The organism is Brevundimonas nasdae (assembly GCF_019395145.1).
Taxonomy (GTDB): domain Bacteria; phylum Pseudomonadota; class Alphaproteobacteria; order Caulobacterales; family Caulobacteraceae; genus Brevundimonas; species Brevundimonas nasdae.
Genome location: NZ_CP080034.1, coordinates 2308286 through 2332251, shown reverse-complemented (window position 1 = coordinate 2332251; position 23966 = coordinate 2308286). Strand labels below are relative to the sequence as shown.

Below are 23966 nucleotides of genomic sequence, written 5' to 3'. Positions count from 1 at the left end.
CAGGCCTTACGCCTGTCGAACCGCCCGCGCCAAGAGACTTACAGGGTGCGCGCGATCAGCAGTTTCATGATCTCGTTGGTGCCGCCGTAGATGCGCTGGACGCGGGCGTCCTTGTACAGCTGGGCGATGGGGTATTCGTTTATATAGCCATAGCCGCCGAACAGCTGGAGCATCTCGTCGATGGTCTCGCCCTGGATGTCGGTGACCCAGTATTTGGCCATCGAGGCGGTGGCGGCGTCCAGCTTGCCCTCAAGGTGCAGGCCGATGCAGTGGTCGGTGAAGACCTTGGCGACGGTCAGCTTGGTCTTGACTTCGGCCAGCTTGAACTGGGTGTTCTGGAAGTCCAGGATCGACTTGCCGAAGGCCTTGCGCTCCTTGACGTAGGCGATGGTGGCTTCCAGCCCGCGCTCGGCGGCGGCGACGCCCTGAACGGCGATGTTCAGCCGCTCCTGCGGCAGCTGCTGCATCAGCTGGACGAAGCCCTGACCCTCGGTCCCGCCGATGATGTTGTCGGCCGGAACCTTCACGTCATTGAAGAACAGTTCGGAGGTGTCGTTGGCCTCCATGCCGATCTTGTGCAGGTTGCGGCCGCGTTCGAAGCCTTCTGCGCCGTCCGTTTCGACCACGATCAGCGACGTGCCCTTCGAGCCCTGCGACGGGTCGGTCTTGGCCACGACGATGATCAGATTGGCAAGTTGGCCATTAGTGATGAAGGTCTTGGAGCCGTTGACCACATAGCCGTTGCCGGACTTGATGGCGGTGGTCTTGATCCCTTGCAGGTCGGAACCCGCGCCCGGCTCGGTCATGGCGATGGCGCCGACCAGTTCGCCGGTCTGCAGACGCGGCAGCCAGCGCTGCTTCTGCTCTTCGGTGCCGTAGTGCCAGATGTAGGGCATCACGATCGCATTGTGCAGCGAGATGCCGAAGTGGTCGGCGCCCTTCCAGCCCAGCTGGCGCATCAGCACGACCTCATGGCGATAGTCGCCGCCGAAGCCGCCGTCCTCTTCCGGCAGGCTGAGGCCCAAGAGCCCTGCGTCGCCCGCGTCATTCCACAGCTGGCGCGGCACGCTGGAGTTGGCGATCCACTGCTGGAACTTGTCCTGCGGCGCGTGCTCGTCGATCCATTTGCCGACGCTGTCGGAGAAGAGGGTGATTTCCTCTTCTTGCATGAAGGCGGGTTCGGGGCTGCCCAGCACGTTCATCGGTTTCGTCCCTGATGTTTTTTATAATCGTCATCCTCGGGCTTGTCCCGAGGACCCACCTATCCGCCGCACGAGCGAATAGGCGCGCAGTTCAGGTCGTCGTATTCACGGTTCCTCTCGTGCGGTGGAACCGTGGGCCCTCGGGACGAGCCCGAGGGTGACGGTATTTAATCGCGAAGCCTCAGAACGCCTCGGCGGGCATCGCCATCAGCACGTCGGCGCCAGTCTTCAGCTTCTTCAGGTGGGCTTCGGCGTCGGGCAGGATGCGCTCGACGAAGTAGCGGCCGGTCTGCAGTTTGGTGGCGTAGTAAGGATCGGTCGAGCCGGCTTCCACCTGCGCCTGGGCCGCCTTGGCCATCTGGGCCCACATGTACGCCAGCGCCGTCAGGCCGAAGACGTTCAGATAGTCGGTCGAGGCGGCGCCCGCGTTGTCCGGGTTGGCCATGCCGTTCTGCATCAGCCACATGGTGCCTTCCTGCAGCTTGGTCTTCACGTCGGCCAGGCCGTCGACGAAGGGCCTGATGGCTTCATTGCCGCCGTTCTCGGCGACGAAGGCGTCGATTTCGCCGAACCAGGTCATGATGGCGCGGCCGCCGTTGGCGGGCAGCTTGCGGCCCACCAGGTCCAGGGCCTGGATGCCGTTGGTGCCTTCATAGATCATGGTGATGCGCGCATCGCGCAGATACTGCGAGGCGGTGAAGTGTTCGGTGTAGCCCGAACCGCCGTGGACCTGCATGCCCAGCGAGGCGACGTGGAAGCCCTTGTCGGTCAGATAGGCCTTCAGCACAGGCGTCAGCAGGCCCATGTAGTCCTTGGCCTTGGTGGCGACGGCGGCGTCTTCGGACTTCTCCAGATCGGCCTGCAGCGCGGTCCACAGGATGAAGGCCTGACCGCCTTCGACGAAGGCCTTGGATTCCAGCAGCATGCGGCGCACGTCGGGGTGGACCATGATGCTGTCCGCCGGGCCTTCCGGGTTCTTCGGTCCGGTCAGCGAACGGCCCTGCAGACGGTCGCGGGCGAACTCGACGGCGGCCTGATAGGCGGCGGTGCCGATGGCCAGACCCTGCAGGCCGGTGCCCAGGCGCGCCTCGTTCATGACCACGAACATGTTGTTCATGCCCCGGCCTTCTTCGCCGATCAGCCAGCCCTTGGCGCCGTCATACTGCATGACCGCCGTGGCGTTGCCGTGGATGCCCATCTTGTGCTCAAGACCGGCGCATTCCAGCGTATTGCGCTCGCCCAGCGAGCCGTCTTCGTTGACCAGATATTTCGGCACCACGAACAGCGACAGGCCCTTGATGCCCGGAACCGCGCCTTCGACGCGGGCCAGCACCGTGTGGATGATGTTGTCAGCGAAGTCGTGCTCGCCCGCCGAGATCCAGATCTTTTGGCCGGTGATCGAATAGGAGCCGTCGCCGTTCGGCAAGGCCTTGGTGCGCACCAGGCCCAGGTCGGTGCCGCACTGCGGCTCGGTCAGGTTCATGGTGCCCGACCATTCGCCGGTCGCCATCTTGGGCAGGTATTTCTGCTTCAGCTCTTCCGAGGCGTTGGCGTGGATGCCTGCATAGGCGCCCGCCGTCAGGCCCGGATACATCGAGAAGGCGGCCGATGCGCCCGCCGTCATCTGGCCAAAGGCCGAGGCGACCACGCTGGGCATGCCCTGACCGCCGTAGGCCGGGTCGGCGGCCAGCGCCATCCAGCCCGCTTCCGACATGGCCTTATAGGCTTCTTTCCAGCCCTTGGGACCGGTGACCACGCCGCCCTCGGCCCAGTGACAGCCTTCCTTGTCGCCCGGATTGTTGATCGGCGCGATCACCTCGTCGGCGAACTTGGCGCCTTCTTCCAGGATCTGGCCGATCAGGTCCGACGACACGTCCTGGAAACCGGGCTGGTTGGTGTAGCGGTCGATTTCCAGGACTTCATTCAGGATGAAGGTGAAGTCACGGACAGGCGACTTATAGGCCATGAGTTACGCTCTTGCTTTGAAGGGGTGATGGTCGTGGTTGAGGCGGGACTGGAGAAGCTTCTCATAGTCCTCGGCGCCCGGCAGCAGGTCCGGGCGGTGTTCTGAAAGCTTGGATTCCATCCAGGCGCAGGCGGTTTCCGCCGTCTCGATCGCGCCCTCGATGTCTTCGAGCTGCTGTTTCAGCGCCGCGATCTGTGCGCGATGACGCACCAGCGCCACCGCCATCTGATGGACGTTGTGGTCCTTCTGATCATAGAGATCCATCATGTCCTGGATCTCCTGCAGGGTGAAGCCGATGCGGCGGCCCCTCAGGATCAGTTTCAGCCGTGCCCGGTCGCGGGAATCATAGACCCGCGTCTGACCCTTGCGGGCAGGGGTGAGCAGGCCCTTGTCCTCGTAGAAACGAAGCGCACGGGCCGTCGCGCCGAACTCGCGGCACAGCTGGCGGATGGAATAGGTGCGATGATCGTCGGCAGTGGCCATGCGCCTTCATAACTTTACGCGTACGTAAAGGGAAGAGGCTTTACGCGCACGTAAGGGTAAGCTTTTGTCGCAGGCGGTCCGGCAAGAAAAAGCCCGGAACCTGGGAGTGGTTCCGGGCGCGATACGCCGGTTGCTGAGGGTGGGGGCTTCCGGCGATCGAAGCCGTGGCGCGGCTCAGGCCTTGCGGCGGCCCAGCAGCACCGGAACCGTGATGGCCAGCAGCAGCAGGTTGACGACGGCCAGGCCGATGTCGTGGCTGAGGGCGTGAACCATCAGCATGGTCGCCTCCATCGCGATCAGGCCGACTGCGGCGGTCAGCAGGATCGGACGGCCGACGCGCCACGAGATCAGGGGCGTCAGCACCGCCAGGCCGAGCACCAGCTCGACCACGCCGACGCCGCGCACCATGTTGTCGGGCGCGACGGCGGGCCAGCCCATCAGGGCGATCAGATTGGTCATCGGCTCGGTCAGCTTGGCGTAGCCGGCGGCGATGAAGAACATCGCGATCCATCCCTGGAAGGTCCAGAGAGCGACATTCTTGTAGGTCGAATGGGTCCGGGCGCGGCCCGAAGTCAGGGTGGTGGTGGTCATGGGGAGGAAATGCCTAATCCGTAACAGTGACGATATCGGTTCGTCGTCACCGCTTCGCAAGAGGGTCTATAGCTGCGCTTTTAAAAATAGTCATCACCCGATGACATCAGCTGATGACTTTGAATGATGACGAATTGTTTCGGGCGGCGCGCTTGTGGCGATTCGCGCCGCCGAAGCAACGGGCGCGGAGGGATTATTCGCGGGTGACGGTGATGCCTTTCGCCGCCAACAGGGCCTGCAGGCTGTCGTCGCCCGCCAGGTGCGCGGCGCCGACCGCGATGAAGCTGACGCCCGAACCCTTCAGCAGGCCCTCGATCTGGTCCGCCCAGTCGGCGTTGCGTTTGGCCAGGAAGATCTGGTGGACTTCTTCTGAGATGGCGCGGCCGTTTTCAAAGGCGAAACGATCCATCGCGGTCGTGTCGCCCGTGCTCCAGCCTGCGACGGCGCGCTGCATCTGGTCGGCGGCGGTCGCATAGGTGGACAGATAGCTGCGCAGATAGATCATCTGACCCTCGTCGCTCATCCGGGCCAGGCCGCCGACCTGCTGGTCCAGTGTCTCCAGCCCGTGGATGGATTTGCCCGCCGCCAGCGCCCGGGCGCGCAGGTTCAGTTCGACGGAGTTTTCGGGCGCGAACCCTGCCGCCTTCAGCGGGCCGGTGGCGATCATCAGGGCGGCGAACCAGGGGCGGGCGGGGTCGATCTGTGCGGGGCTCATGCCGACGGCGCGAACCGCCGTGTCCAGGGTGGCCTGCTCCTGCGGCGTCAGCCAACTGGACAGAGGTTTGTCTGGCGACATTGCATATTGCTGGAACAGCGGGCCCAGGGCGGACTGATCGTCTGGATTGGTGACCTCGAACCAGACGTTGGAGGCGCTGTCGAAGGCGGCGTCCACCTTGTCCGATCCCCAGGCCGTGCCGTCTTTCAGCATATGGATGGCGCCGTAAAGATAGATGGTCGAATCCGCATCGCGAATGACCCAAAGGGCCGGACCGTCGCCGGCGGCCCGGGCGATGGGGGCGGGGACGATGGGGGCGGCAGCGGGGGGCGTTTCGGCCGCGTGGGCGTCCACGGCCAGGAAGGCGACGCTGGCGGCCAGGCCTACGGCGACGCCGAAGCCGATGAATTGCAGGCGCGAGGCGGCGCGCCCCAGAGCGATCTGGAGATTCATGGTCTTGTTCCTTGATGTGTTGAGAGGGTTTGCGGCGGGGCGTCGCGAGATCAGACGACGAAGACGTCTTCGACCGGATGGTTCAGGGCGCGGGCCAGGCGGACCGCCAGCGGCAGCGACGGCGTATAGAGGCCGGATTCAAGGGCGTGCAGCGTCAGGCGCGAGACGCCGATCCGGTTGGCCAACTGCGCGACGGACAGGCTTTGACGGCTCCGCAGGTCGCGCACCCGGTTGTTCAGGGGGCTCATGCCCGCACCCGGTGAAAGACCCAGGCCGCGCCATAGCCGACAGCCTGTCCGGCCAGCAGCGACAGAAAGCCGAACAGCGCCCAGACGGCGGGGCGGTCGGCCAGAGGCGGGGGGGCGATCGGCGCGCCCGCGGCCAGGACGACCAGCAGGCCGACCGCGCCCAGCAGGATCCCGATGTTTCCGCCCTGCCACCAGGCCCTGCGGTGGATCTGGCGCTGCGCCTCGTTCAGGTCGCGCCACCAGATGAGCGAATGCCACACGATGGCGACGGCCAGGCCCGCCAGCAGGACGACGGCGCCGATGGAGGGCGGAGCGCCCAGCGCCTTGGGCCAGAATGGCGTGGCGGCGGTGGCGGTGACCCCGACCACGACCAGCATGGCCAGGCTGGGCGTGATCTTATCCTGGCCGGATTTGGATTGGCCGGACTTGGATTGGCCGGAATGGGGTTGGGTTTCGATCTGGTTATTCATGACAAGCTCCCCTGTCGTTGTGACAAGGGAGCTTTACGTTCGTTGGATGGATGTAGTCAAGCGTATTTTACATCAAGACAAAGAAGCTTTCCAAAACGCCCTCATTCCTGTGGCTCTGGCTGTGTTCCTGGAGTCTGGCCGATCAGGTCGCCGGGGCTGCAGTCCAGTTCGCGGCAAAGGGCGTCCAGGGTGGAGAAGCGAACGGCCCGCGCCTTGCCGGTCTTGAGGATCGACAGATTGGCCAGGGTCACGCCGACACGGTCGGACAACTCGGTCAGGGACATGCGGCGCTCCAGCAGCAACCGGTCCAGTTGAATGACGATCATGATCCCTCTCCTCAGACCGTGGTCATCTGTTCGTCGCGCATCGCTGATCCTTGCCGGAACACCTCGGCCAGGATGAAGACCACCAGAATGCCCAGCCACGACCCCAGGCTCAGGTCATAGTCGATGGAGGATTCTCCGATGGACAGGGGGGCGACAGTGGCCAGCAAAAGCGCGGCGGCCTGAACCCCCAGCAGGCTGAACCCGACCGCTTGCAGTCGCCCGACATTGGCCGGTTCGAACGCGTCCCCTTGGTTGACCGACAACAGGATGCGACGCAGGCGATTGATGATCCACCAGGTCAGGCCGGTCGAGATGGCGGCGCCCAACAGGGTCAGGTGGCCTGTGACCGTGATCGCCCCGGCCTGCACGCGGTTTTCGTTCAGCGCCTCCAGCACTGTCGCCCCGAACTCGGGAATGATCATCGATAGCGCCAGAACGACCACCACGCCGATCGCCGCCAGCATCACAAACACATTCAGAAGCCCCAACACCCAGCGCAGGGCGCTGGCGGCGGAGCGTTTGCCGATAAGCTTCATCCGATAATCCTCACTGACGACGCTCTCTGCGACGTCTTCCCGACTATCGATATGGATTTATCGATAAGCGAGCAATATCGTTATCGATAAACGAGATGAAGCTTTCGTAAGGTTTTGCACCCGCGGCGCCGGGACCGGGTCGTCTCCGCCCAGGAAGCTCTGGTGGCCAACATGGACGCATGTTCACTGGGCGGCCCGCTCTCGCCTCGCTAAACGGCGGATGAATGTGAGGGGGTATCGATAGTGAAGATCCGGAAACTGGCTTGCGCCATGGGAATGGCGAGTTGGGCCGTGTTCGCGAGCGGGGCCTATGCGCAAACGCCCCCGCCCGCCGATTTTACGCAACTGATCAGCCAGGCCAGCCTGCCCCTGGGCGTCGGTCCCAACGGTCTTTCAGGCGCAGGCGCGTCTGTGCTGGGGCAGGCCGTGGCGGGCAGTCAGTATGTGCTGATCGGCGAAAGCCATATGAGCCGGGAGATTCCCGCCTTCACGACCCAGGTCTGTCGCCTGATGGCGCCCACCGGGCTGACGGCAATGGCTATCGAGACAGGACCGGAAGCGGCGCGCGCCGTGGGCTCCATGATGCGGTCCCCTGATCGCGAGGCGCGCATCGCTGACTTCGCGCGCCGACACCCCGACGCCATAGCCTTCTTCAATGGGCGGGACGAAGGCCAGATGGCTGCCGACTGCGCCGCCGCTGCAGGGCCGGATCTCCAACTCTGGGGGCTGGATCAGGAGTTCCTCGGGGCCAGCGGCCACCTGCTGGAGGAGATGCTGAAATCCAACCCCGGCCCCATCGCCCGCGCCGCCATCGAGGGCCTGGCCGCACAGGATCGGGAAACGACGGCCGCCGCACTTGAATCCGGTTCGCCCGGCGACCTGTTCCTGTTCGACGTGACGCAGGAGGCTTTGGACCAGGCCGGCGCCGCCATCGCCCGCGACGGCGGCGAGCGCGCCCGATACCTGTTTGGCCTCCTGACCGAGACCCATGCGATCTATCACGCCTCGCAGTCCCGTTCGGGCGACCCCAATGGCCGTCGGGCGCGTCTGATGAAACGCACCCTTGCGGCTCACCTTGCGGAAAATCCGAAGGCGCGGCTGCTGATGAAGTTCGGCGCCTGGCACGTCTACAAGAGCCTCAATCCGCTGGATCAGCGCGATATCGGCGCCTTCGTCGCCGAGCGGGCGGAGGGCGAAGGCGTCACCGCCCTGCACGTCATGGTCCTGGGCGCCAAGGGGACTGAGGGAAGCTATGCCGGCGTGGGCCGCGCAGCCACCGCGCAACCGTTCGACGTGACGGAGGACGAAGGCCCGGATTGGCGCAAGGATGTCCTGCTCATGCGCCCCGCCGACGTCTCGCCGGACGACTGGATCCTGATCGATCTGCGCAGGCTGCGTGCGGGCGGATTGGCGTCCGCGCCGTCGGAGTGGCGCAATCTGGCGCTCGGCTATGACATCGCCATCCTGGCCCCGACCCTGACCGCCACGACCGTGCTGGGCGCCATTGACGAGTCCAATCCCGAATAAGGTTGTCGGGCGCCGACGAGCATCCGCGATGGGGGCTCAGGCCCTGAACCCCCAGGCCGTGCGCGCCGCCTCCAGTCGGGCCAGTTTGGCGTTCAGGGGCGACCAGTCGTCGTCGGCGGCGATGGCGGACCAGATGGTTTCGACCTCGTCGATCAGCATCTCCTCGGGTTCGCGGGCGGCGAACATAGGGTGCTCCAGCCGTTCGATCCGGTCCGGTTCGTGCTCCATCAGGGCGAAGCGGAAGGCGTCGAAGGCCTCGCCCTGGTACAGTTTGCCACGCGGGCCGGACAGGGCGCGGGCCGAGGAGGCGAAGCCGCCGAACCAGTCGAAGAACAGCGGCTCCCACCGCATGGCCTCGCCGTTTTCACGCAGCAGGGCCAGCGCCGCATCCAGCAGGCGCTGGTCTGCGGCCTCGCCCAGGCTGAGCACCCCCAGGCGCATCAGGAAGGCGGCGCGCAGTTCGCGGATATAGGCGGGGCCGAAACTGTTCAGCGCCTCGGTCAGGCCCTCGGGCCCGTCTGCGACCGGTTTCAGCGCCCCTGCCAACTGGGTCAGGTTCCAGAACACGGCCTCGGGCTGGCGCGCGAAGGCGTACAGGCCCGTCTGGTCGAAATAGGCGGCGGTGAAGGCCGGGTCATAGTGGGGCAGGAACCGCCACGGCCCATAGTCGAAGCTTTCGCCCGTCACGTTCAGATTGTCGGTGTTCAGCACCCCGTGGACGAAGCCTGCCGCGATCCAGCGGGCCGTCAATCTGGCTGAGGCCTCGACCACGGCGCGCAGCAGGCCGGGCGCGTCGCCGGGTGCGATCTGCGGGTGATACAGGCTGCGGACGTGCTCCAGCAGGGCCTCCGTCTGGTCGGTCCGGCCCAGATAGGCGGCGCGCTGGAAGGTTCCGAACCGCACATGGCTGTGCGACAGGCGCACCAGAACGGCGGACCGGGTGGGCGAGGGTTCGTCCCCGCGCTCCAGCGCCTCGCCCGTTTCGATCAGGGAGAAGGCGCGGCTGGTCGGCACGCCCAGCGCCTCCAGCATCGCGGCCGCCAGGATCTCCCGCACCCCGCCTTTCAGCGTCAGACGGCCATCGCCGTTTCGCGACCACGGGGTCTGGCCCGAGCCCTTGGTTCCGAGATCCAGCAGCCGCCCATTGGCGTCGCGCATCTGGGCCGCCAGGAAGCCGCGCCCGTCGCCCAGGTCCGGGTTGTACTGGCGGAACTGATGGCCGTGATAACGCATGGCGATGGGGCCGGGCTGGCCGGGCAGGGGCTGGAACCGGCCGAAGGCGGCGATCCATTCGGCGTCCGTCAGTCCCTCCAGCCCGACTTCGGCGGCGGCCCGGTCGTTGCGGAACCGCAGGGTGGTCTGGGGGAAATCCGCCGATTTCACCTCATCCGAATAGTCGGGGCCAAGGTCGATGAAGCGCGGTTCGGGGCGATAGGCGGGGGAGACGAGCATGGAGGGCTAGTTGCGTGTCCGACGGCGCGAGCGCAACCTTCACCACGTCATTCCGGGGCTGAGTGTCGCGAAGAACCCGGAACCCAGGAAGACAAGGCGAACGCCAGACGCATCAAGCGCCGCAGAAGCCCTCCTGGATTCCGGGTTCGTCCTGCGGACGCCCCGGAAGGACGAGCGCAGGGGTGGCGAGGCCGGGCCGCATCCGCTATTCTGCCTTCAGACATCAGGCCGCCCTGTGCGGTCAGGCTGGCGTCGCCTGCGGGCGGCGAATCTGGTCCGACGCCCGTCGATAACCTGGCGTCACGACGTTTCTTCCTTTCGTTTGGAGGCCGCCGTGGCGCGCAAACTGACTCTCGATTTCCTCAAGACCGAGGCCGCATCCGGCGCGGCCCTGGCGTTGGCGGCCATAGCTGCCCTGATCGTGGCCAACTCGCCCTGGTCGGCGGACTATTTCGGCTGGCTGAAATCCTATCACATCGTCCAGATCGGCCCGATCCGGCTGGAGGAGACGATCTCCAACTGGATCAAGGAAGGCCTGATGGCGGTCTTCTTCCTCGTGGTGGGGCTGGAGATCAAATACGAGATCGTGCGCGGCGAGCTCAGCGATCCGCGCAAGCTGGCGACGCCGGTTCTGGCGGCGCTGGGCGGCATGGCCGGACCAGCGGCGGTCTATCTTCTGCTGTCGGGCGTGATCGGCGCGCCGCATGAGGGCTGGCCCATTCCTCTGGCGACCGACATCGCCTTCGCCCTGGCCATCTTCGGCTTCGTCGGGCGTGGTCTGCCGTCCTCGCTGCGGGTGTTCCTGCTGACCCTGGCCATCGTCGACGACCTCGGGGCCATCGCCCTGATCGCCATTCTGTTCAGCGAAGGCGCGAACTGGACGCCGTTGCTGTGGGCCCTGGGCCTTCTGGCCGTGGGCGGGGTCGTCGCCCATCGCATCCGCATTCCCACCCCCTTCTGGGTGTTGGGCTTCGCAGCGGTGTGGCATCTGACGGTCCAGTCGGGGCTCAGCACCTCCCTGACCGCCGTGGCCTTCGCCATGATCGTGCCGATCAAGCCGCGCGTCGAAGACGGTCAGAGCCCGCTGAAGGAGGCCATCCACGACCTGCATCCGTGGAACGCCTTTCTGGTTTTGCCGCTGTTCGCCTTCGCCAAGGCCGGGGTGTCCTTCGCGGGTCTGTCGCTGGAGCAGGCCTTTGCGCCCCTGGTCATCGCCATCGCCCTGGGCCTGTTCTTCGGCAAGCAGATCGGGGTGTTCGGCGCGGCCTGGATCGCCTCGGCGCTCAAGATCGGCGCGCGGCCCACGGACGCCAGCTGGCTGCAGGTTTACGGCGTTTCTCTGCTGTGCGGCGTGGGTTTCACAATGAGCCTGTTCATCGGGGTTCTGGCCTTCCCCGGCGCCGTGGATTCGCCGGAACAGGTGGAGGTCAAACTGGGCGTCATCGGCGGGTCCATCCTGTCGGCGCTCGCGGCGGCGGCGGTGCTGGGCCTGGCGGGGCGCGGACGCCGCCCCGACGTTGTCGAACGGCCTTGATTGTGCAGCGCAACCTGAGGGGCTTTGTGCGTTGCAAAATTACAGAATTTTCACGCAAATACTGACCTTGCGGAAGCATTTTATGTCGCTTCCGTGTCACAGCAGGCCGCAACTGCGGCGAAAAATCGACGCAGGGAACAACGCTCGCTTGTGAGGCGGCCCGAACCACGCTTAGCCTCTGCCTTACTGAACTCGTCTCCACGCAGAGGCGGGTCGATTGGGAACAGGGAACGCTGCGGTCGCCAGTGCGATCGGGCTCCAGCCGGGAGGTCGCTTATGCGCCAAATTCAACATCTCAAGACCACTGTGTCCGCCGTCGTGATCGGCGCCGCCGCCTTTGGCTTCGCGGGCGTCGCCTCGGCCCAGCAGTCGGTCCCGTCCAGCGTCGACGACATCATCGTCACCGCCCAGAAGCGCGAGCAGAGCCTGCAGGACGTGCCGATCGTGGTCACGACCCTGTCGCAGGAACTGCTGACCGGCGCGGGCGTGCAGGACATCAAGGATCTGCAGATCCTGACCCCCGGCATGACGGTCACCTCGACCCAGTCGGAAGCCTCCACCACCGTCCGCATCCGCGGCGCCGGCACCGTGGGCGACAACCCCGGCCTGGAAAGCTCGGTCGGCGTGGTCATCGACGGCGTCTATCGTTCGCGCAACGCCGTCGGCTTCGGCGATCTGGGCGAGCTCAGCCGCATCGAAGTGCTGAAGGGCCCGCAGGGCACCCTGTTCGGCAAGAACACCTCGGCCGGCGTCATCAACATCATCACCGAGCGTCCGTCGTTCACGCCTTCGGTCGAGGCCGAGCTGACTGCAGGTAACTATGGCGCCATCGGCGGTTCGGTTTCGGCCACCGGCCCCCTGACCGACAAGATCGCCGGTCGCCTGTTCGTCGCCCACCGCGAGCGTGACGGCTTCTATGAGGTCAACGACGGCAAGGGCCCCAACACCCGCACCGACGACGGCACCCAGAACTACTGGACCAGCCGTGGCCAGCTGCTGATCCTGCCGAACGACGATGTCTCGATCCGCCTGATCGCCGACTACAGCAAGCGCGACGAATACTGCTGCGCCGCCGTCCAGACCCGCGTTGGTCCGTCGCAAGCCTTCATCGCCGCCCTAACCGGCGCCAAGGGGCCGGGCCAGACGCCGCCCGTCGCAGGCTTCGGTGTCGTGCCCTATTCGCGACTGGCCTACGCCAACCGCGAAACCCCGCAGCAGATGGAGGACATGGGTCTGTCGGCGGAAGCCACCATCGACTTCCCCAGCATCAACGCCACCCTGACGTCGCAGACCTCATGGCGCGACTGGTCGTTCCAGCAGGGCATGGACCTGGACTACACCGGCGCCGACATCCTGCACCGGGACAATGACGGCTCGAACGGCTATGGCGTGCGCAACCTGACCCAGGAACTGCGTCTGGCCGGCACGACGGACCGCTTCGACTGGCTGGTCGGCCTGTTTGCGACCAAGGAAGACATCTATCGCGACGACAGCTACGTCTATGGTTCGGACTACAACGCCTTTGTATCCCTGCTGCTGACGGCTTCGGTTCCGGCGGCCTTTGGCGGACCCAGCCCGTCGCGCACCGGCTGCTTCACGAATCCGCAAGGCTTCCTGGTCGGCACGGCGGGCGCCACGGCTGGGCAACCGCTCTGTGCGCTGGGTCTGGTTCCGCCTAGCGCCACGGCGCCGACCTTCGGCACGGGTAAGGCCTATCAGGACCACTATTCGCAATCGTCGCAGTCGGTGGCCCTGTTCACCAACAACACCTGGCGCGTGACCGATGCCTTCGAACTGAACCTGGGCCTGCGCTACACCTATGACAGCAAGCGTCTGCTGGGCGTTCAGCAGAACCTGGGCGCCAACGGATCGGCTTGCCTGGGCGCGCTGGCCAATCAGAATCCGGCCAATCGCGTACCGTCGCCGATCCCTGGCACCGCCAATGTCGCGACGCCGGCCGCCGCTCTGGGTCTGCTGTGCCTGCCCTGGTCGAACCCGCTGTATAACAACCGCGCCATCTCCGAGAAGTTCGATGACACGGACCTGAGCGGCACGTTCAAGGCGTCCTACCGCTTCAACAAGTCGATCATGGCCTATGCCTCGTATGCGCGCGGCTATAAGGGCGCGGGCTACAACATGGACCGCGTGCAGACGGGCGTGACGCCTGATCCCTCGCTGCTGTTCAAGGCCGAGACGGTCGACAGCTATGAAGCGGGTCTGAAGACGACCCTGTTCAACCGCACCATGCTGCTGAACATTTCGTACTTCGATCAGAAGTTCGAGAACTTCCAGCTCAACACCTTCCTGGGCACCGCCTTCGTGGTGGAGTCCATTCCTGAGCTGCGCTCCAAGGGCGTCGACGCCGACATGGTCTGGTTCACGCCGATCGAAGGCCTGATGTTCCAGGGCGGCGTGACCTACACCGACGCCAAATACGGCCACTTCACCGCCGCCGACATGTCCAGCCCGGGCCGCTTCCCGCAGCTGTCGCTGCTGCCGGGCGCGCGCGCTTCGTTCGCTCCGGAATGGTCGCTGACCGGCGCCCTGTCGTTCGACCGTTCGCTGGGCGGCGGGCTGCGTGGCGGCTTCAACCTGTCGGCCAAATATTCGACCGAATACAACACCGGCTCCGACCTGCTGCCGTACAAGCATCAGGACGCCTTCACGGTCGTCAACGGCCGGGTGTCCATCGGCGCCGAGGACGAGCGTTGGACGGTCGATGTCTGGGCCCAGAACCTGTTCGAAGAAAAATACACCCAAGTCGGCTTCGCCGCGCCGCTGCAGGGCACGGCTTTTGCTGACGTCAACACGCCGCAGCCGAACGGCACCTACTACAACCAGGCCACCGACACGGCGACCTACAACGCCTACCTCGGCGCACCGCGCACCTGGGGCGTGACGCTGCGGGTCAAATACTGATCATCCAGCCGCATGGCTGAATGACGAAGGGCCGTCCGGGAAACCGGGCGGCCCTTTTTCTTGGGGTGCGAACAGGGGATGGGCGCAATGTCCGTGTTCAGATGTGGTCCCAAATTCGGTTTTCGACCCTCAGCGGCCCTTCGTCGAACGATATCGTGCGTCTGACACCTTCATAAGAAGACTGCCCAACGGTCCGGATTTGTCGGGCCAGTCGAGAACGAAGCGTGGGTAGGCTGGCTGATACTGAGGCGAGACGGCCATGCGCTCCAAGTCCGCCCTGACCGAAGCGAGGAATTTCGGCGAAAACGGCGCCGCTGGATCACCTCTCCGATGTCCAGAAAGGGCATCTTCAACAGCGGCAAGGGCTTGATCGATGAGTTCTGACATGCAGCGAAGCTATTGATGATGGGGTCCGCTTCCCACCCTTCGCGGACCCAGCGAGGGTCCGCAAAGGGTGATTGTCTTCACTCGGTCGTCGTCCTCGGCTTCGGCTGGGCCAACTGGCGCTGGCCCGCCGTTTTGCGGTGCAGGATGCCGCGGATCCACTGGGCGAAGTCGTCGACGAGGGTGAAGATCGCCGGGATGTAGAGCAGGGACAGGAAGGTCGAGGAGATCAACCCGCCCAGCACGGCGATGGCCATGGGCGCGCGGAACTGCACGTCGGCCCCGACGCCCAGGGCGATAGGCACCATGCCCGCGCCCATGGCGAAGGTGGTCATCAGGATCGGACGGGCGCGCTTGTGCGCCGCATCCAGAATGGCCTCGCGACGCGGCATCCCGCCCTGTTCGGCCATGATGACATAGTCGACCAACAGGATGGAGTTCTTGGCCGCGATCCCCATCAGCATCAGCACCCCGATCAGGGCCGACATGGAGAAGTTGGCCCCCCCGATGGCAAGGGCGATGAAGGCCCCCCCGATGGCCAGCGGCAGGGCCGCCATGATGGTGATCGGATAGGCGAAGCTTTTGAACAGCAGCGTCAGCACCGCGTACATCAGGAAGATGCCCGAGGCGAAGGCGATGGCGAAGCCCTTCAGCATCTCCTGAATGAACTCCTGGTCGCCGGCCGGAACCTGACGCACGCCTTCCGGCAGGCTCTTGACCGAGGGCAGCTTCTGCACCGCCGCGCTGGCGGCGCCGGTGGCGATGCCGTCCAGTTCGGCGCTGATCGAGGCGATGCGCGAACGGTCCTGACGGCGCACCGTCGCCGGGCCTGCGCCGAACTGGATGTCGGCGACGGCGCTCAGCGGCACGGTTTCGCCGTTGTTGGCGGGAACCCGCAGGTTCTGCAGCACGGTGATGTCCTCGCGCGCCGCCTCGGTCAGTTGCAGGCGGATCGGAATCTGCCTGTCGCCCAGGTTGTATTTGGGCAGGAACTGATCGACGTCGCCGATGGTGGCCACACGCACGGCCTGGGAGATGGCGCCGGCGGACACGCCCGCCAGGGCCGCTTCGTCAGGACGCGGGGTGACCAGGATCTCGGGCCGCGCGATGGCGGCCGAGTTGACGACATTGGCCAGACCCTTGACCCCCCGCATCTCCTCCTCGACCTTGCGGGCTGCCGCGTTCAGCGTCTCGGGATTATCGCCCAGGATCGAGAAGGTGTAGGTGGTGCCGTCGCCTGGGCCGCCGCCCTGCTGGGCGATGCCTGCGCGGATGCGGGCGCCGGGAATCTGCTTCAACTCATCGACCATGGTGCGGGCGAAGACCTGCTGGCTCAGCTTGCGGTCGCCCTTCGGCACCAGGTCGGCGTAGATATTGGCCTGGTTCACGTCCTGCCCGCCGATGGCGGCATAGACGGAGGTGACCTCGTCGCGCGCCTCCAGCTTGCGGGTGACCTGCTGCACGATCCGGTCGGTTTCGCGCAGGGTCGCGCCGGGCGGCAGTTCGACCTGGAAGGCCGCGCGCGCGGTATCGCCGGGCGACATGAACTCGAACGACATCCTGGCCAGGTACGAGGTTCCGACCGAGGCGGCCAGGAACAGGATGCCCAGGATGAAGACCTTCCACCGGTTGGCCAGCGACCAGCGCAGCGCCTTCAGATAGCCGTTCATCCAGAACGGGTCCTTGTCCTCATGATGGGTGTGCTTGAGGATGAAGGCCGCCATCAGCGGCGTCAGCGTCCGCGCCACCACCAGCGAGAAGACGACCGAGATACAGGCCGCCAGCGCAAAGGCCTTGAAGAACTGGCCGATGATGCCGGGCATGAAGCCCACGGGAGCGAAGACGGCGACGATCGTGCCCGTCGTCGCCACGACCGCCAGACCGATTTCGTCGGCGGCCTCGATGGAGGCGTCATAGGGTGGTTTGCCGTCCCGCATGTGCCGGACGATGTTCTCGATCTCCACGATGGCGTCGTCGACCAGGATGCCGATGGTCAACGACAGGGCCAGCAGGGTGACCACGTTCAGCGACTGATCCAGCGGGCCCAGAATGGCGAAGGTAGGGATCAGCGACATCGGCATGGCCGTCGCGGCGATGAAGGTCGCCCGCCAGTCCCGCAGGAAGATGAAGACGACGATGACCGCCAGTATGGCGCCGACCACCAGGGCCTCCAGCGAGGCGAAATAGCTTTCCTCGATCTGCTCGACGCTGGCCGTGACCTGCTGAATGGTCAATTCCGGGTGGGCGTCGTCGATCCGTTTGACCTCGGCGCGCACCTTGTCGGCGACCTTGACCTCGCTGGCCGTGCGCGAGCGCAGGAAGTTGAAGGTGACGGCTTCCTGGCCGTTATAGCGGGCCAGGCGACGCGGTTCGCTCCACTTGTCCTCGACCTCGCCCAGATTATCCAGGCGCACGGTCTGACCATTGCCCAGGGGGATCAGGGTGGCGCGAAGCTGCTCGATCGAAGCCGCGGCCCCCAGGGTGCGGATGGCCCGCTCCGAGCCGGAGATGGTGACGCGGCCGCCGGGCAGGTTGTTGTTGACGTTGGTCAGGGCCTGGCTGACCTGGGCGGCGGTCACGCCGTATGAGGCCAGACGCTGCGGGTCCAGTTCGACGCGGATCTCGCGGTCCACGCCGCCCGAACGGTTGACCTCGCCCACCCCGCCCAGGGCCAGCAGGGCGCGGCTCATCTCATTGTCGATGAACCAGCTGATCTGTTCAGGCGTCATGGTCGGCGACCGGACCACATAGGTGATCAGGGCGTCGCCGGTGATGTCGATGCGCTGGACCGCCGGTTCCTGCATGTCCTGGGGCAGGGAGGCGCGCAGGCCGGTCATGGCGTTGCGCACGTCGTTGGTGGCGCGGTCGGTGTCCGTGCCCAGCTCGAACTCGATGACCGTGGACGACACGCCGTCGCTGATGTTGGAGGTGATGTGGCGCACGCCCGACAGACCGGCAAGGGAATCCTCGATCAGCCGGGTGACCTGCACCTCCATTTCGGCGGGCGCCGCGCCGGGACGGGCCGCCGTGACCGAAACCAGCGGGAAGTCGATGTCGGGGTTGGAGTTGATCCGCATGCCCGAGAAGCCGACCACCCCGCCCAGCGTCAGCAGGACGAACAGCAGGATGATCGGGATCGGGTTCTTGATCGCCCAGGACGAGATCTGGTTCATGATCGGTCCTACTTGGCCGCAGCTTGGGCGGCAGGCGTCGGGGCAGGGGCGGGCGTCTGGGCCACGGTGACCCGGTCGCCCTCGTTCAGGAAGCCGGCGCCGTCCACGATCACGCGCGCGCCGACGGCGACGCCCTCGACCGCCGTCTGGGCGTCGCTGCGCGAAAGGACGGTGATCGGCTGGAAGTGGACCGAACTGTCGGTGTTCAGCACGAAGACGCCCGGCTTGTTGTTGCGGTACAGGACCGCCGCTGTCGGCACGGTGGTTGCGGGCTGATCACCCGCCGCGATGTCGGCGCGGGCGAACATGCCCGGGCGCAGGTGGCTGCCGCTGGCCAGGGTGATGCGGGCCAGACCCAGGCGGGTGCTGGCGTTGACCTCCGGCGTGACCAGACGGACCGTGCCGGTCGTATCGCCCCCCTCGCTGGAGGAGATGGTCGCCGACTGACCGGCGCGGACCAGACCCAGCTGGGTCTCTGGCACCTGGGCGTTCAACTCCAGACGACCGTCGCGGACCATGCGGAACAGTTCGGTTCCCGCGCCGATGATCTGGCCCTTGGTGACGCTGCGGCTGATGATCAGGCCGGACACGGGCGCGCGGATGGTGGCCTGGGACAGGCGGGTGCGGGTCTCCGCCAGCGAGGCGCGGGCCGAGGCCAGGTTGGCGGCTGAGGCGCGCTGGTTGGCCAGGGCCGTGTCCAGCGCCGCCTGGCTGAGGAAGCCGCGATCCTTAAGCTCCTGCGCACGCGCCAGGGCGGCGTCATCGCGGGCGTTGTTGGCTTCGGCCGTCTGCACGCCCGCCTGCTGCTGCTGCACCTGGGCGCGCAGCAGCACGTCGTTCATCTGCACCAGCGGCTGGCCTTCGCGGACGTAGGAGCCCTCGTCCACATACAGGGCCACGGCGGTCAGGCCGCCCGTCTCGGCGCCGACCGGCACCTCCTGCCAGGCCGACACGGTGCCGGATGCGGTGATGACGCGGTTCAGACTGGTCTGGGCGACGGTCGCCGCCGTGACGGTCTGACGCGAACTGCCCGCTTTTTCGTCCTTCTTTTCATCGCCTCCGTGTCCGCCGCAGCCTGCGAGCAACAGGGCGGAAAGCGCAACGGCGCTAAGGCCCAGAGCGGTTCGGGTCGTCTTTGACACGGGGAAATCCTCGGTTGCAGGCGAAGCGGATCATCGGCTTGCGCCGAGCCTGTAGGGCAAAGCTGTTTACAGCTTGTGTTTGTTCCTCTCAAACGCCGAAAGCGATTGTTGCAAACCCTTAATCTGGCACTGACAAAGGCGCAGATCAGCGCTCGCTCTGGTCCCCGACACGTCCGCGTGATAGGGCGCGCGGATGACGACTCCCCCTATCTCGAACATTCGCAACTTCAGCGTGGTCGCGCACATCGACCACGGCAAGTCGACCCTGTCCGATCGCCTGATCCAGTTCACCGGCGGTTTGACCGCGCGCGAGATGTCCGAGCAGGTCTTGGACAATATGGAGATCGAGCAGGAGCGGGGGATCACCATCAAGGCCCAGACGGTCCGCCTGAACTACAAGGCCAAGGACGGTCAGGACTATGTGCTGAACCTGATGGACACGCCGGGGCACGTCGACTTCGCCTATGAGGTGTCGCGGTCGCTGGCGGCGTGCGAGGGCTCGCTGCTGGTGGTCGACGCCTCGCAGGGGGTTGAGGCCCAGACCCTGGCCAACGTCTATCAGGCGATCGACAACAACCACGAGATCGTGCCGATCCTGAACAAGGTGGACCTGCCCGCCGCCGAGCCCGAGCGGGTTCGCGCTCAGATCGAGGACGTCATCGGCATCGACGCCTCCGAGGCCGTGCTGTGCAGCGCCAAGTCCGGCATCGGCATCGAGGATGTGCTGGAGGCCATCGTCGCCAAGCTGCCGGCGCCCAAGGGCGACATCAACGCCCCGCTGAAGGCCATGCTGGTCGACGCCTGGTACGACCCCTACCTGGGCGTCGTGGTTCTGGTGCGCGTGTTCGACGGCGTGCTGAAGACCGGGATGCGGGTCAAGATGATGCGCAACGGCTCGACCCACCTGATCGACCGGGTCGGCGTCTTCCTGCCCAAGAACACCCCCGTGGACCAGCTTGGCCCCGGCGAGGTCGGCTTCATCACCGCCCAGATCAAGGAAGTGGCCCACGCCGCCGTCGGCGACACCATCACCGACGAGAAGAAGCCCACCGCCGAACCGCTGCGGGGCTTCAAGGAAGTCCAGTCGGTGGTCTTCTGCGGCCTGTTCCCGGTGGACGCCGCCGACTTCGAGGACCTGCGTGCCGCCATCGGCAAGCTGCGCCTGAACGACGCCTCCTTCACCTATGAGATGGAAAGCTCGGCGGCGCTGGGCTTCGGCTTCCGGTGCGGCTTCCTGGGCCTGCTGCACCTGGAGATCATTCAGGAACGCCTCAGCCGCGAGTTCAACCTCGACCTGATCGCGACGGCCCCGTCGGTCGTTTATAAGATCGGCCTGCGCGACGGCTCCGAGATGGACCTGCACAACCCGGCCGATCTGCCCGACGTGATGCAGATCGAGACCATCGCCGAGCCGTGGATCAAGGCCACCATCCTGACGCCCGACGAATATCTGGGCGGGGTGATCAAGCTGTGCCAGGACCGTCGCGGCCAGCAGATCGAGCTGTCCTACGTCGGCAGCCGCGCCATGGTGGTCTATGAGCTGCCGCTGAACGAGGTGGTCTTCGACTTCTACGACCGGCTGAAGTCGATCTCGAAGGGTTACGCCTCGTTCGACTACGAGATCACCGAATACAAGGTCGGCGATCTGGTGAAGATGTCCATTCTGGTCAACGCCGAGCCGGTCGACGCCCTGTCCATGCTGGTCCACCGCCAGCGGGCCGAGACGCGCGGCCGGGGCATGGTCGAGAAGATGAAGGAGCTGATCCCGCCGCACCTGTTCCAGATCCCGATTCAGGCGGCCATCGGCGGCAAGATCATCGCCCGCGAGACGGTGCGCGCCCTGCGCAAGGACGTGACCTCCAAGTGCTACGGCGGCGACGCCACCCGCAAGAAGAAGCTGCTGGAGAAGCAGAAGGCGGGCAAGAAGCGGATGCGCCAGTTCGGCAAGGTCGAAATCCCGCAGGAAGCCTTCATCGCCGCGCTCAAGATGGACGAGGATTGATCGCGCACTGATCTTTTCCCTCCCCCTGCGGGGGAGGGTGGCTGAGGCGTCAGCCGAAGCCGGGTGGGGCCGACCCGGCAAGGCCGCACTGACCTGCTGAACCATAGACCGTGGGACGTCGCCCTGCCGCCCCCACCCGGTCTCGCCTCCGGCTCGACCACCCTCCCCGGAACGGGGAGGGAGAGGCGTCATATCTCCACGTCCTCTGGCACGCCCAGTTCGTCGCGCAGTTCCTGCGGGTGCAGCCGCGCCATTTCCGCGTCCAGCACCTCCAGCGGCCTCAGCCGCCCGTCGTCATCCCAGAAGACCTCGGCCCACGGCTGACCCGTCTCGCGCGCCCGCGCCCGGTCACGCGCCGTCGCCGCCGGTCCCAGATGTTCGGCCCGCCACCAGTACAGCCAGGGTATGTGCCAGTGCGGCGCCTGCATCAGCCGCTCGTCCTTGGCGGTCTCCATCAGGCATTGGGCCAGATCGCGTGCGTCGCGCAGTCGCTCATTGAACGCCTCGCGCTGTCGGCGGGCGTAGCGAGGCCAACCTTCCAGCGGCTCGGGCGGCGGGTCTTCGCCCTTCAGCCTGCGCCAGCCTTCAGAGGCCCGCCGCCGCCACAGGTTCGACAGCCCCACATTATATCGCAACGCCAGCGACGCCCCCGTCTCGCCCCGCTCCCACGCCCGCCTGATCTCCCACCAGGTGTTCTCAGAACGGATTTTCCGTATCGGGCCGTAGGTCATGGGCGCGCTGTAGCAGCGTCGAACGTCAGGATCGGACGTCCTCGAGATCCAGCTGCGCGAAGCTGACCTTGATACCGTCATCGAGTGCGAACAGGTCCGCCGCATCTCCCAAAAGGGTGCGACCTTTACCTGAATACCTAGCGCGGGATCGTGTAGGCGGAGGAATGGAGGAGGCGCTGAATGAGTTGTGAAGATTGTTTTCTAACGTTGATTGGTGATCTTCCGGCTGTTTGCGATTCGGCTTAGGGTTGTGTTGAATTGAATTGGATAATCGCTCAATGCCCCAAGCCGTAATCTCCAAGCCGAAATCAGCCAATGACTCAGCCGAAATAGCAGGCGACCTCTCACCACTCTCTAAGGAAATATTTATCGGTCTGGTTGGGTATGCTGGATCAGGCTGTTCAACTGCGGGAAAAAGATTAAAGGTCTTTCTTGAGGACAGTGGATATCTTGTTCACAGGGTGAGATTAAGTGAACTTATACTAGAAAGTTATCCAGAATCCGGCGCTATGCAGCCTATTGAGGGGCCAAAAGAAGGGATTATGAAGCTCGAAAGAGCTGTATTGCTTCAAGATCTTGGAGATGATCTTCGCGGTAAGTATGGAAATTATGCCGTAGCTTCACTGGGTGTCAGACGGATAAGAGAGCTGCGAGGTCAAGCAGAACCTGGAAATGAGAAAATTGCCTACGTAATAGATTCCATAAAGCACAGATCTGAAGTTGAGTTTCTTCGAGATGTGTATGGGCAGGCATTTCGGCTGATCGCCATACACGGAGAGCGATCAGCTAGAGAAAGGCGATTAATAGGCCAATTGGCTTCGCCTGCTAAGTATAGGGGTGCGTCCGAACTGTCTGTTAGATCTTACATGGATAGGGATGAGAAGGACGGAGTCAACAAGAGTGGTCAAGAGGTGCGAGATGCATTTTATCTTGCGGATTATTTTTTAGATAACAACACGGGGGCGGCCGATGGCACGTCTTTGAACGCGGACGTGGAGCGTTTCGTAAATCTTATGTTGGGGGCCGGCCTAGTTCGTCCCACCGCAGGCGAACGCGCTATGAACTACGCTCATGCAGCTGCTTTGCAAAGTTCGTGTCTGTCTAGACAAGTCGGTGCTGTTCTCGTCTCATCAAGCGGTGAGATAATCGGAACAGGGACAAATGACGTTCCAGCATTTGGAGGCGGGGTTTACGGCGAGGACTCGACGCAAGATCATCGTTGCCATGCTTGGCTCTGGGATCCTGCGAATGAAAAGTTCCGCGGCTGCCATAATGATAGAAAAAAGGATCAATTGCGGACAAAGATCGCGGGCTGGATCGCAGATAAGTTTTCAGACGAACTGGCGTTAATAGCGCATCCGAAACCTGCTGTGGGGTCTGATACTGCGGATCGGGCGCGAAAATTTTCTGCAAAGGACTTTCGAGAATATTTCTTGAGCCAAGGCTCGGCGTTGAGCGAGCTCCCTGGTGTGAAAGAATTGATCGAATACTCGCGAGCGATACATGCAGAGATGAATGCTATTCTTTCTGCTGCTAGATCCGGTAACTCACCAACTGCAAGTTCCTTATATTGCACCACATATCCGTGTCACAATTGTGCAAGGCATTTGGTGAGTGCTGGAGTTAGCCGGGTTTTCTATGTTGAGCCGTATGTTAAGAGTTTGGCAATCGAACTTCATTCCGATGCGATCTCAAATGCCGAATTGGGCGTGACCGAACGTCAACAGAAGATGATCATTCTTCCGTTCACCGGTGTCGGGCCCAGAATGTACGAGGACTTTTTCACTAAGCGCGTGGCACTAAAGGGGCCTGGAGGTGTATACGTTTCTCCTGAAGCTACCGTGCCAAGCCAGTCGGTCAGGCTGCGGGAAATGGCTAATGTCGAGGAGCGTGCCGCAGCTCTGGTCCCAACGATGTGAGGGTTTTGTGGAAAACGTCGTTCGCCTTCCAAGATTTGGTGATCGCGAGCACAGGCAGCGCGAAGAAGTTCAGCTTGAACTTTTTGGACACCATGTTTGCGGGTCAAACCTCATTGCGTTTATCGATGTGGAAAGTCTCGATCAGGATGGTCTAATCGATATTGTGACAAGAAATGCCGTGGTTTCTATGCTG

18 protein-coding genes are annotated in these 23966 nt (G+C 64.4%); 5 read left to right on the top strand and 13 right to left on the bottom strand.

The window, feature by feature from the left end; all coding sequences use genetic code 11:
- Window positions 1–38: 38 nt before the first annotated feature.
- The 9 genes from KWG56_RS11345 to KWG56_RS11305 all read right to left on the bottom strand — a co-directional run bounded on the left by KWG56_RS11345 (window position 39) and on the right by KWG56_RS11305 (window position 6990).
- A complete protein-coding gene (locus KWG56_RS11345; protein ID WP_219354837.1) occupies window positions 39–1202 on the bottom strand; it encodes an acyl-CoA dehydrogenase family protein in 1164 nt (387 codons plus the stop codon).
- 181 nt (window positions 1203–1383) lie between these two features.
- Entirely contained in the window at window positions 1384–3168 is a 1785-nt protein-coding gene (locus KWG56_RS11340; protein WP_219354836.1) for an acyl-CoA dehydrogenase C-terminal domain-containing protein, read from the bottom strand.
- Window positions 3169–3171: 3 nt separating this feature from the next.
- Window positions 3172–3651, bottom strand: a complete 480-nt coding sequence (locus tag KWG56_RS11335) for a MerR family transcriptional regulator (RefSeq protein ID WP_201096571.1) — start codon at window positions 3649–3651, stop codon at window positions 3172–3174.
- A gap of 174 nt (window positions 3652–3825) precedes the next feature.
- The gene (locus KWG56_RS11330) at window positions 3826–4242 is read right to left on the bottom strand and encodes a DoxX family protein (protein ID WP_219354835.1); all 417 of its coding nucleotides are present in this window, start codon (window positions 4240–4242) and stop codon (window positions 3826–3828) included.
- A gap of 193 nt (window positions 4243–4435) precedes the next feature.
- Window positions 4436–5410, bottom strand: coding sequence for a TraB/GumN family protein (locus KWG56_RS11325; protein ID WP_219354834.1), 975 nt, complete (start codon window positions 5408–5410; stop codon window positions 4436–4438).
- A gap of 50 nt (window positions 5411–5460) precedes the next feature.
- On the bottom strand, window positions 5461–5658 hold the full coding sequence (locus tag KWG56_RS11320) for a helix-turn-helix transcriptional regulator (protein WP_308384596.1): 198 nt from the start codon (window positions 5656–5658) through the stop codon (window positions 5461–5463).
- Window positions 5655–6128 carry a hypothetical protein gene (locus tag KWG56_RS11315; protein WP_219354833.1) on the bottom strand — a complete coding sequence of 158 codons (474 nt, stop codon included), beginning with the start codon at window positions 6126–6128 and terminating at the stop codon, window positions 5655–5657. The genes KWG56_RS11320 and KWG56_RS11315 overlap by 4 nt, the downstream gene beginning before the upstream one ends.
- Before the next feature lie 101 nt (window positions 6129–6229).
- Entirely contained in the window at window positions 6230–6454 is a 225-nt protein-coding gene (locus KWG56_RS11310; protein WP_373274054.1) for a helix-turn-helix domain-containing protein, read from the bottom strand.
- A gap of 11 nt (window positions 6455–6465) precedes the next feature.
- Entirely contained in the window at window positions 6466–6990 is a 525-nt protein-coding gene (locus KWG56_RS11305; RefSeq protein ID WP_219354832.1) for a DUF2975 domain-containing protein, read from the bottom strand.
- A 243-nt stretch (window positions 6991–7233) separates the two neighbouring features.
- Between KWG56_RS11305 and KWG56_RS11300 the strand changes: the two genes are divergently transcribed.
- Window positions 7234–8517: a hypothetical protein gene (locus KWG56_RS11300; RefSeq protein WP_219354831.1), complete on the top strand. Its 1284-nt coding sequence runs from the start codon at window positions 7234–7236 to the stop codon at window positions 8515–8517.
- Between the two features lie 36 nt (window positions 8518–8553).
- Here the strand turns inward: KWG56_RS11300 and KWG56_RS11295 are convergent, their stop codons facing one another.
- Window positions 8554–9969 carry a protein adenylyltransferase SelO gene (locus KWG56_RS11295; protein WP_219354830.1) on the bottom strand — a complete coding sequence of 472 codons (1416 nt, stop codon included), beginning with the start codon at window positions 9967–9969 and terminating at the stop codon, window positions 8554–8556.
- A gap of 334 nt (window positions 9970–10303) precedes the next feature.
- Here KWG56_RS11295 and nhaA point away from each other — a divergent pair, with 334 nt between their 5' ends.
- Window positions 10304–11503 carry a Na+/H+ antiporter NhaA gene (gene nhaA / locus KWG56_RS11290; RefSeq protein ID WP_219354829.1) on the top strand — a complete coding sequence of 400 codons (1200 nt, stop codon included), beginning with the start codon at window positions 10304–10306 and terminating at the stop codon, window positions 11501–11503.
- Between the two features lie 276 nt (window positions 11504–11779).
- Window positions 11780–14422, top strand: coding sequence for a TonB-dependent receptor (locus KWG56_RS11285; protein WP_219354828.1), 2643 nt, complete (start codon window positions 11780–11782; stop codon window positions 14420–14422).
- Between the two features lie 464 nt (window positions 14423–14886).
- Here the strand turns inward: KWG56_RS11285 and KWG56_RS11280 are convergent, their stop codons facing one another.
- Window positions 14887–17979, bottom strand: a complete 3093-nt coding sequence (locus KWG56_RS11280) for an efflux RND transporter permease subunit (protein ID WP_219354827.1) — start codon at window positions 17977–17979, stop codon at window positions 14887–14889.
- A gap of 8 nt (window positions 17980–17987) precedes the next feature.
- Window positions 17988–19121, bottom strand: coding sequence for an efflux RND transporter periplasmic adaptor subunit (locus KWG56_RS11275; RefSeq protein WP_219354826.1), 1134 nt, complete (start codon window positions 19119–19121; stop codon window positions 17988–17990).
- A gap of 193 nt (window positions 19122–19314) precedes the next feature.
- Here KWG56_RS11275 and lepA point away from each other — a divergent pair, with 193 nt between their 5' ends.
- Window positions 19315–21123: a translation elongation factor 4 gene (gene lepA, locus KWG56_RS11270; RefSeq protein ID WP_219354825.1), complete on the top strand. Its 1809-nt coding sequence runs from the start codon at window positions 19315–19317 to the stop codon at window positions 21121–21123.
- Between the two features lie 188 nt (window positions 21124–21311).
- Here lepA and KWG56_RS11265 read toward each other — a convergent pair whose 3' ends face one another.
- Window positions 21312–21854: a hypothetical protein gene (locus KWG56_RS11265; RefSeq protein WP_219354824.1), complete on the bottom strand. Its 543-nt coding sequence runs from the start codon at window positions 21852–21854 to the stop codon at window positions 21312–21314.
- A 278-nt stretch (window positions 21855–22132) separates the two neighbouring features.
- Between KWG56_RS11265 and KWG56_RS11260 the strand changes: the two genes are divergently transcribed.
- Window positions 22133–23773 carry an anti-phage dCTP deaminase gene (locus tag KWG56_RS11260; protein WP_219354823.1) on the top strand — a complete coding sequence of 547 codons (1641 nt, stop codon included), beginning with the start codon at window positions 22133–22135 and terminating at the stop codon, window positions 23771–23773.
- The last annotated feature ends 193 nt before the right edge of the window (window positions 23774–23966 follow it).

Bases quoted from the DNA above. Each gene is read 5' to 3' on its own strand.
- KWG56_RS11325 (WP_219354834.1), bottom strand. From the start codon at position 5,410: ATGAATCTCCAGATCGCTCTGGGGCGCGCCGCCTCGCGCCTGCAATTC.
- KWG56_RS11310 (WP_373274054.1), bottom strand. From the start codon at position 6,454: ATGATCGTCATTCAACTGGACCGGTTGCTGCTGGAGCGCCGCATGTCC.
- KWG56_RS11315 (WP_219354833.1), bottom strand. From the start codon at position 6,128: ATGAATAACCAGATCGAAACCCAACCCCATTCCGGCCAATCCAAGTCC.
- KWG56_RS11280 (WP_219354827.1), bottom strand. From the start codon at position 17,979: ATGAACCAGATCTCGTCCTGGGCGATCAAGAACCCGATCCCGATCATC.
- KWG56_RS11345 (WP_219354837.1), bottom strand. From the start codon at position 1,202: ATGAACGTGCTGGGCAGCCCCGAACCCGCCTTCATGCAAGAAGAGGAA.
- KWG56_RS11340 (WP_219354836.1), bottom strand. From the start codon at position 3,168: ATGGCCTATAAGTCGCCTGTCCGTGACTTCACCTTCATCCTGAATGAA.
- KWG56_RS11330 (WP_219354835.1), bottom strand. From the start codon at position 4,242: ATGACCACCACCACCCTGACTTCGGGCCGCGCCCGGACCCATTCGACC.
- KWG56_RS11265 (WP_219354824.1), bottom strand. From the start codon at position 21,854: ATGACCTACGGCCCGATACGGAAAATCCGTTCTGAGAACACCTGGTGG.
- KWG56_RS11285 (WP_219354828.1), top strand. From the start codon at position 11,780: ATGCGCCAAATTCAACATCTCAAGACCACTGTGTCCGCCGTCGTGATC.
- KWG56_RS11320 (WP_308384596.1), bottom strand. From the start codon at position 5,658: ATGAGCCCCCTGAACAACCGGGTGCGCGACCTGCGGAGCCGTCAAAGC.
- KWG56_RS11335 (WP_201096571.1), bottom strand. From the start codon at position 3,651: ATGGCCACTGCCGACGATCATCGCACCTATTCCATCCGCCAGCTGTGC.
- lepA (WP_219354825.1), top strand. From the start codon at position 19,315: ATGACGACTCCCCCTATCTCGAACATTCGCAACTTCAGCGTGGTCGCG.
- KWG56_RS11305 (WP_219354832.1), bottom strand. From the start codon at position 6,990: ATGAAGCTTATCGGCAAACGCTCCGCCGCCAGCGCCCTGCGCTGGGTG.
- KWG56_RS11295 (WP_219354830.1), bottom strand. From the start codon at position 9,969: ATGCTCGTCTCCCCCGCCTATCGCCCCGAACCGCGCTTCATCGACCTT.
- KWG56_RS11260 (WP_219354823.1), top strand. From the start codon at position 22,133: ATGCCCCAAGCCGTAATCTCCAAGCCGAAATCAGCCAATGACTCAGCC.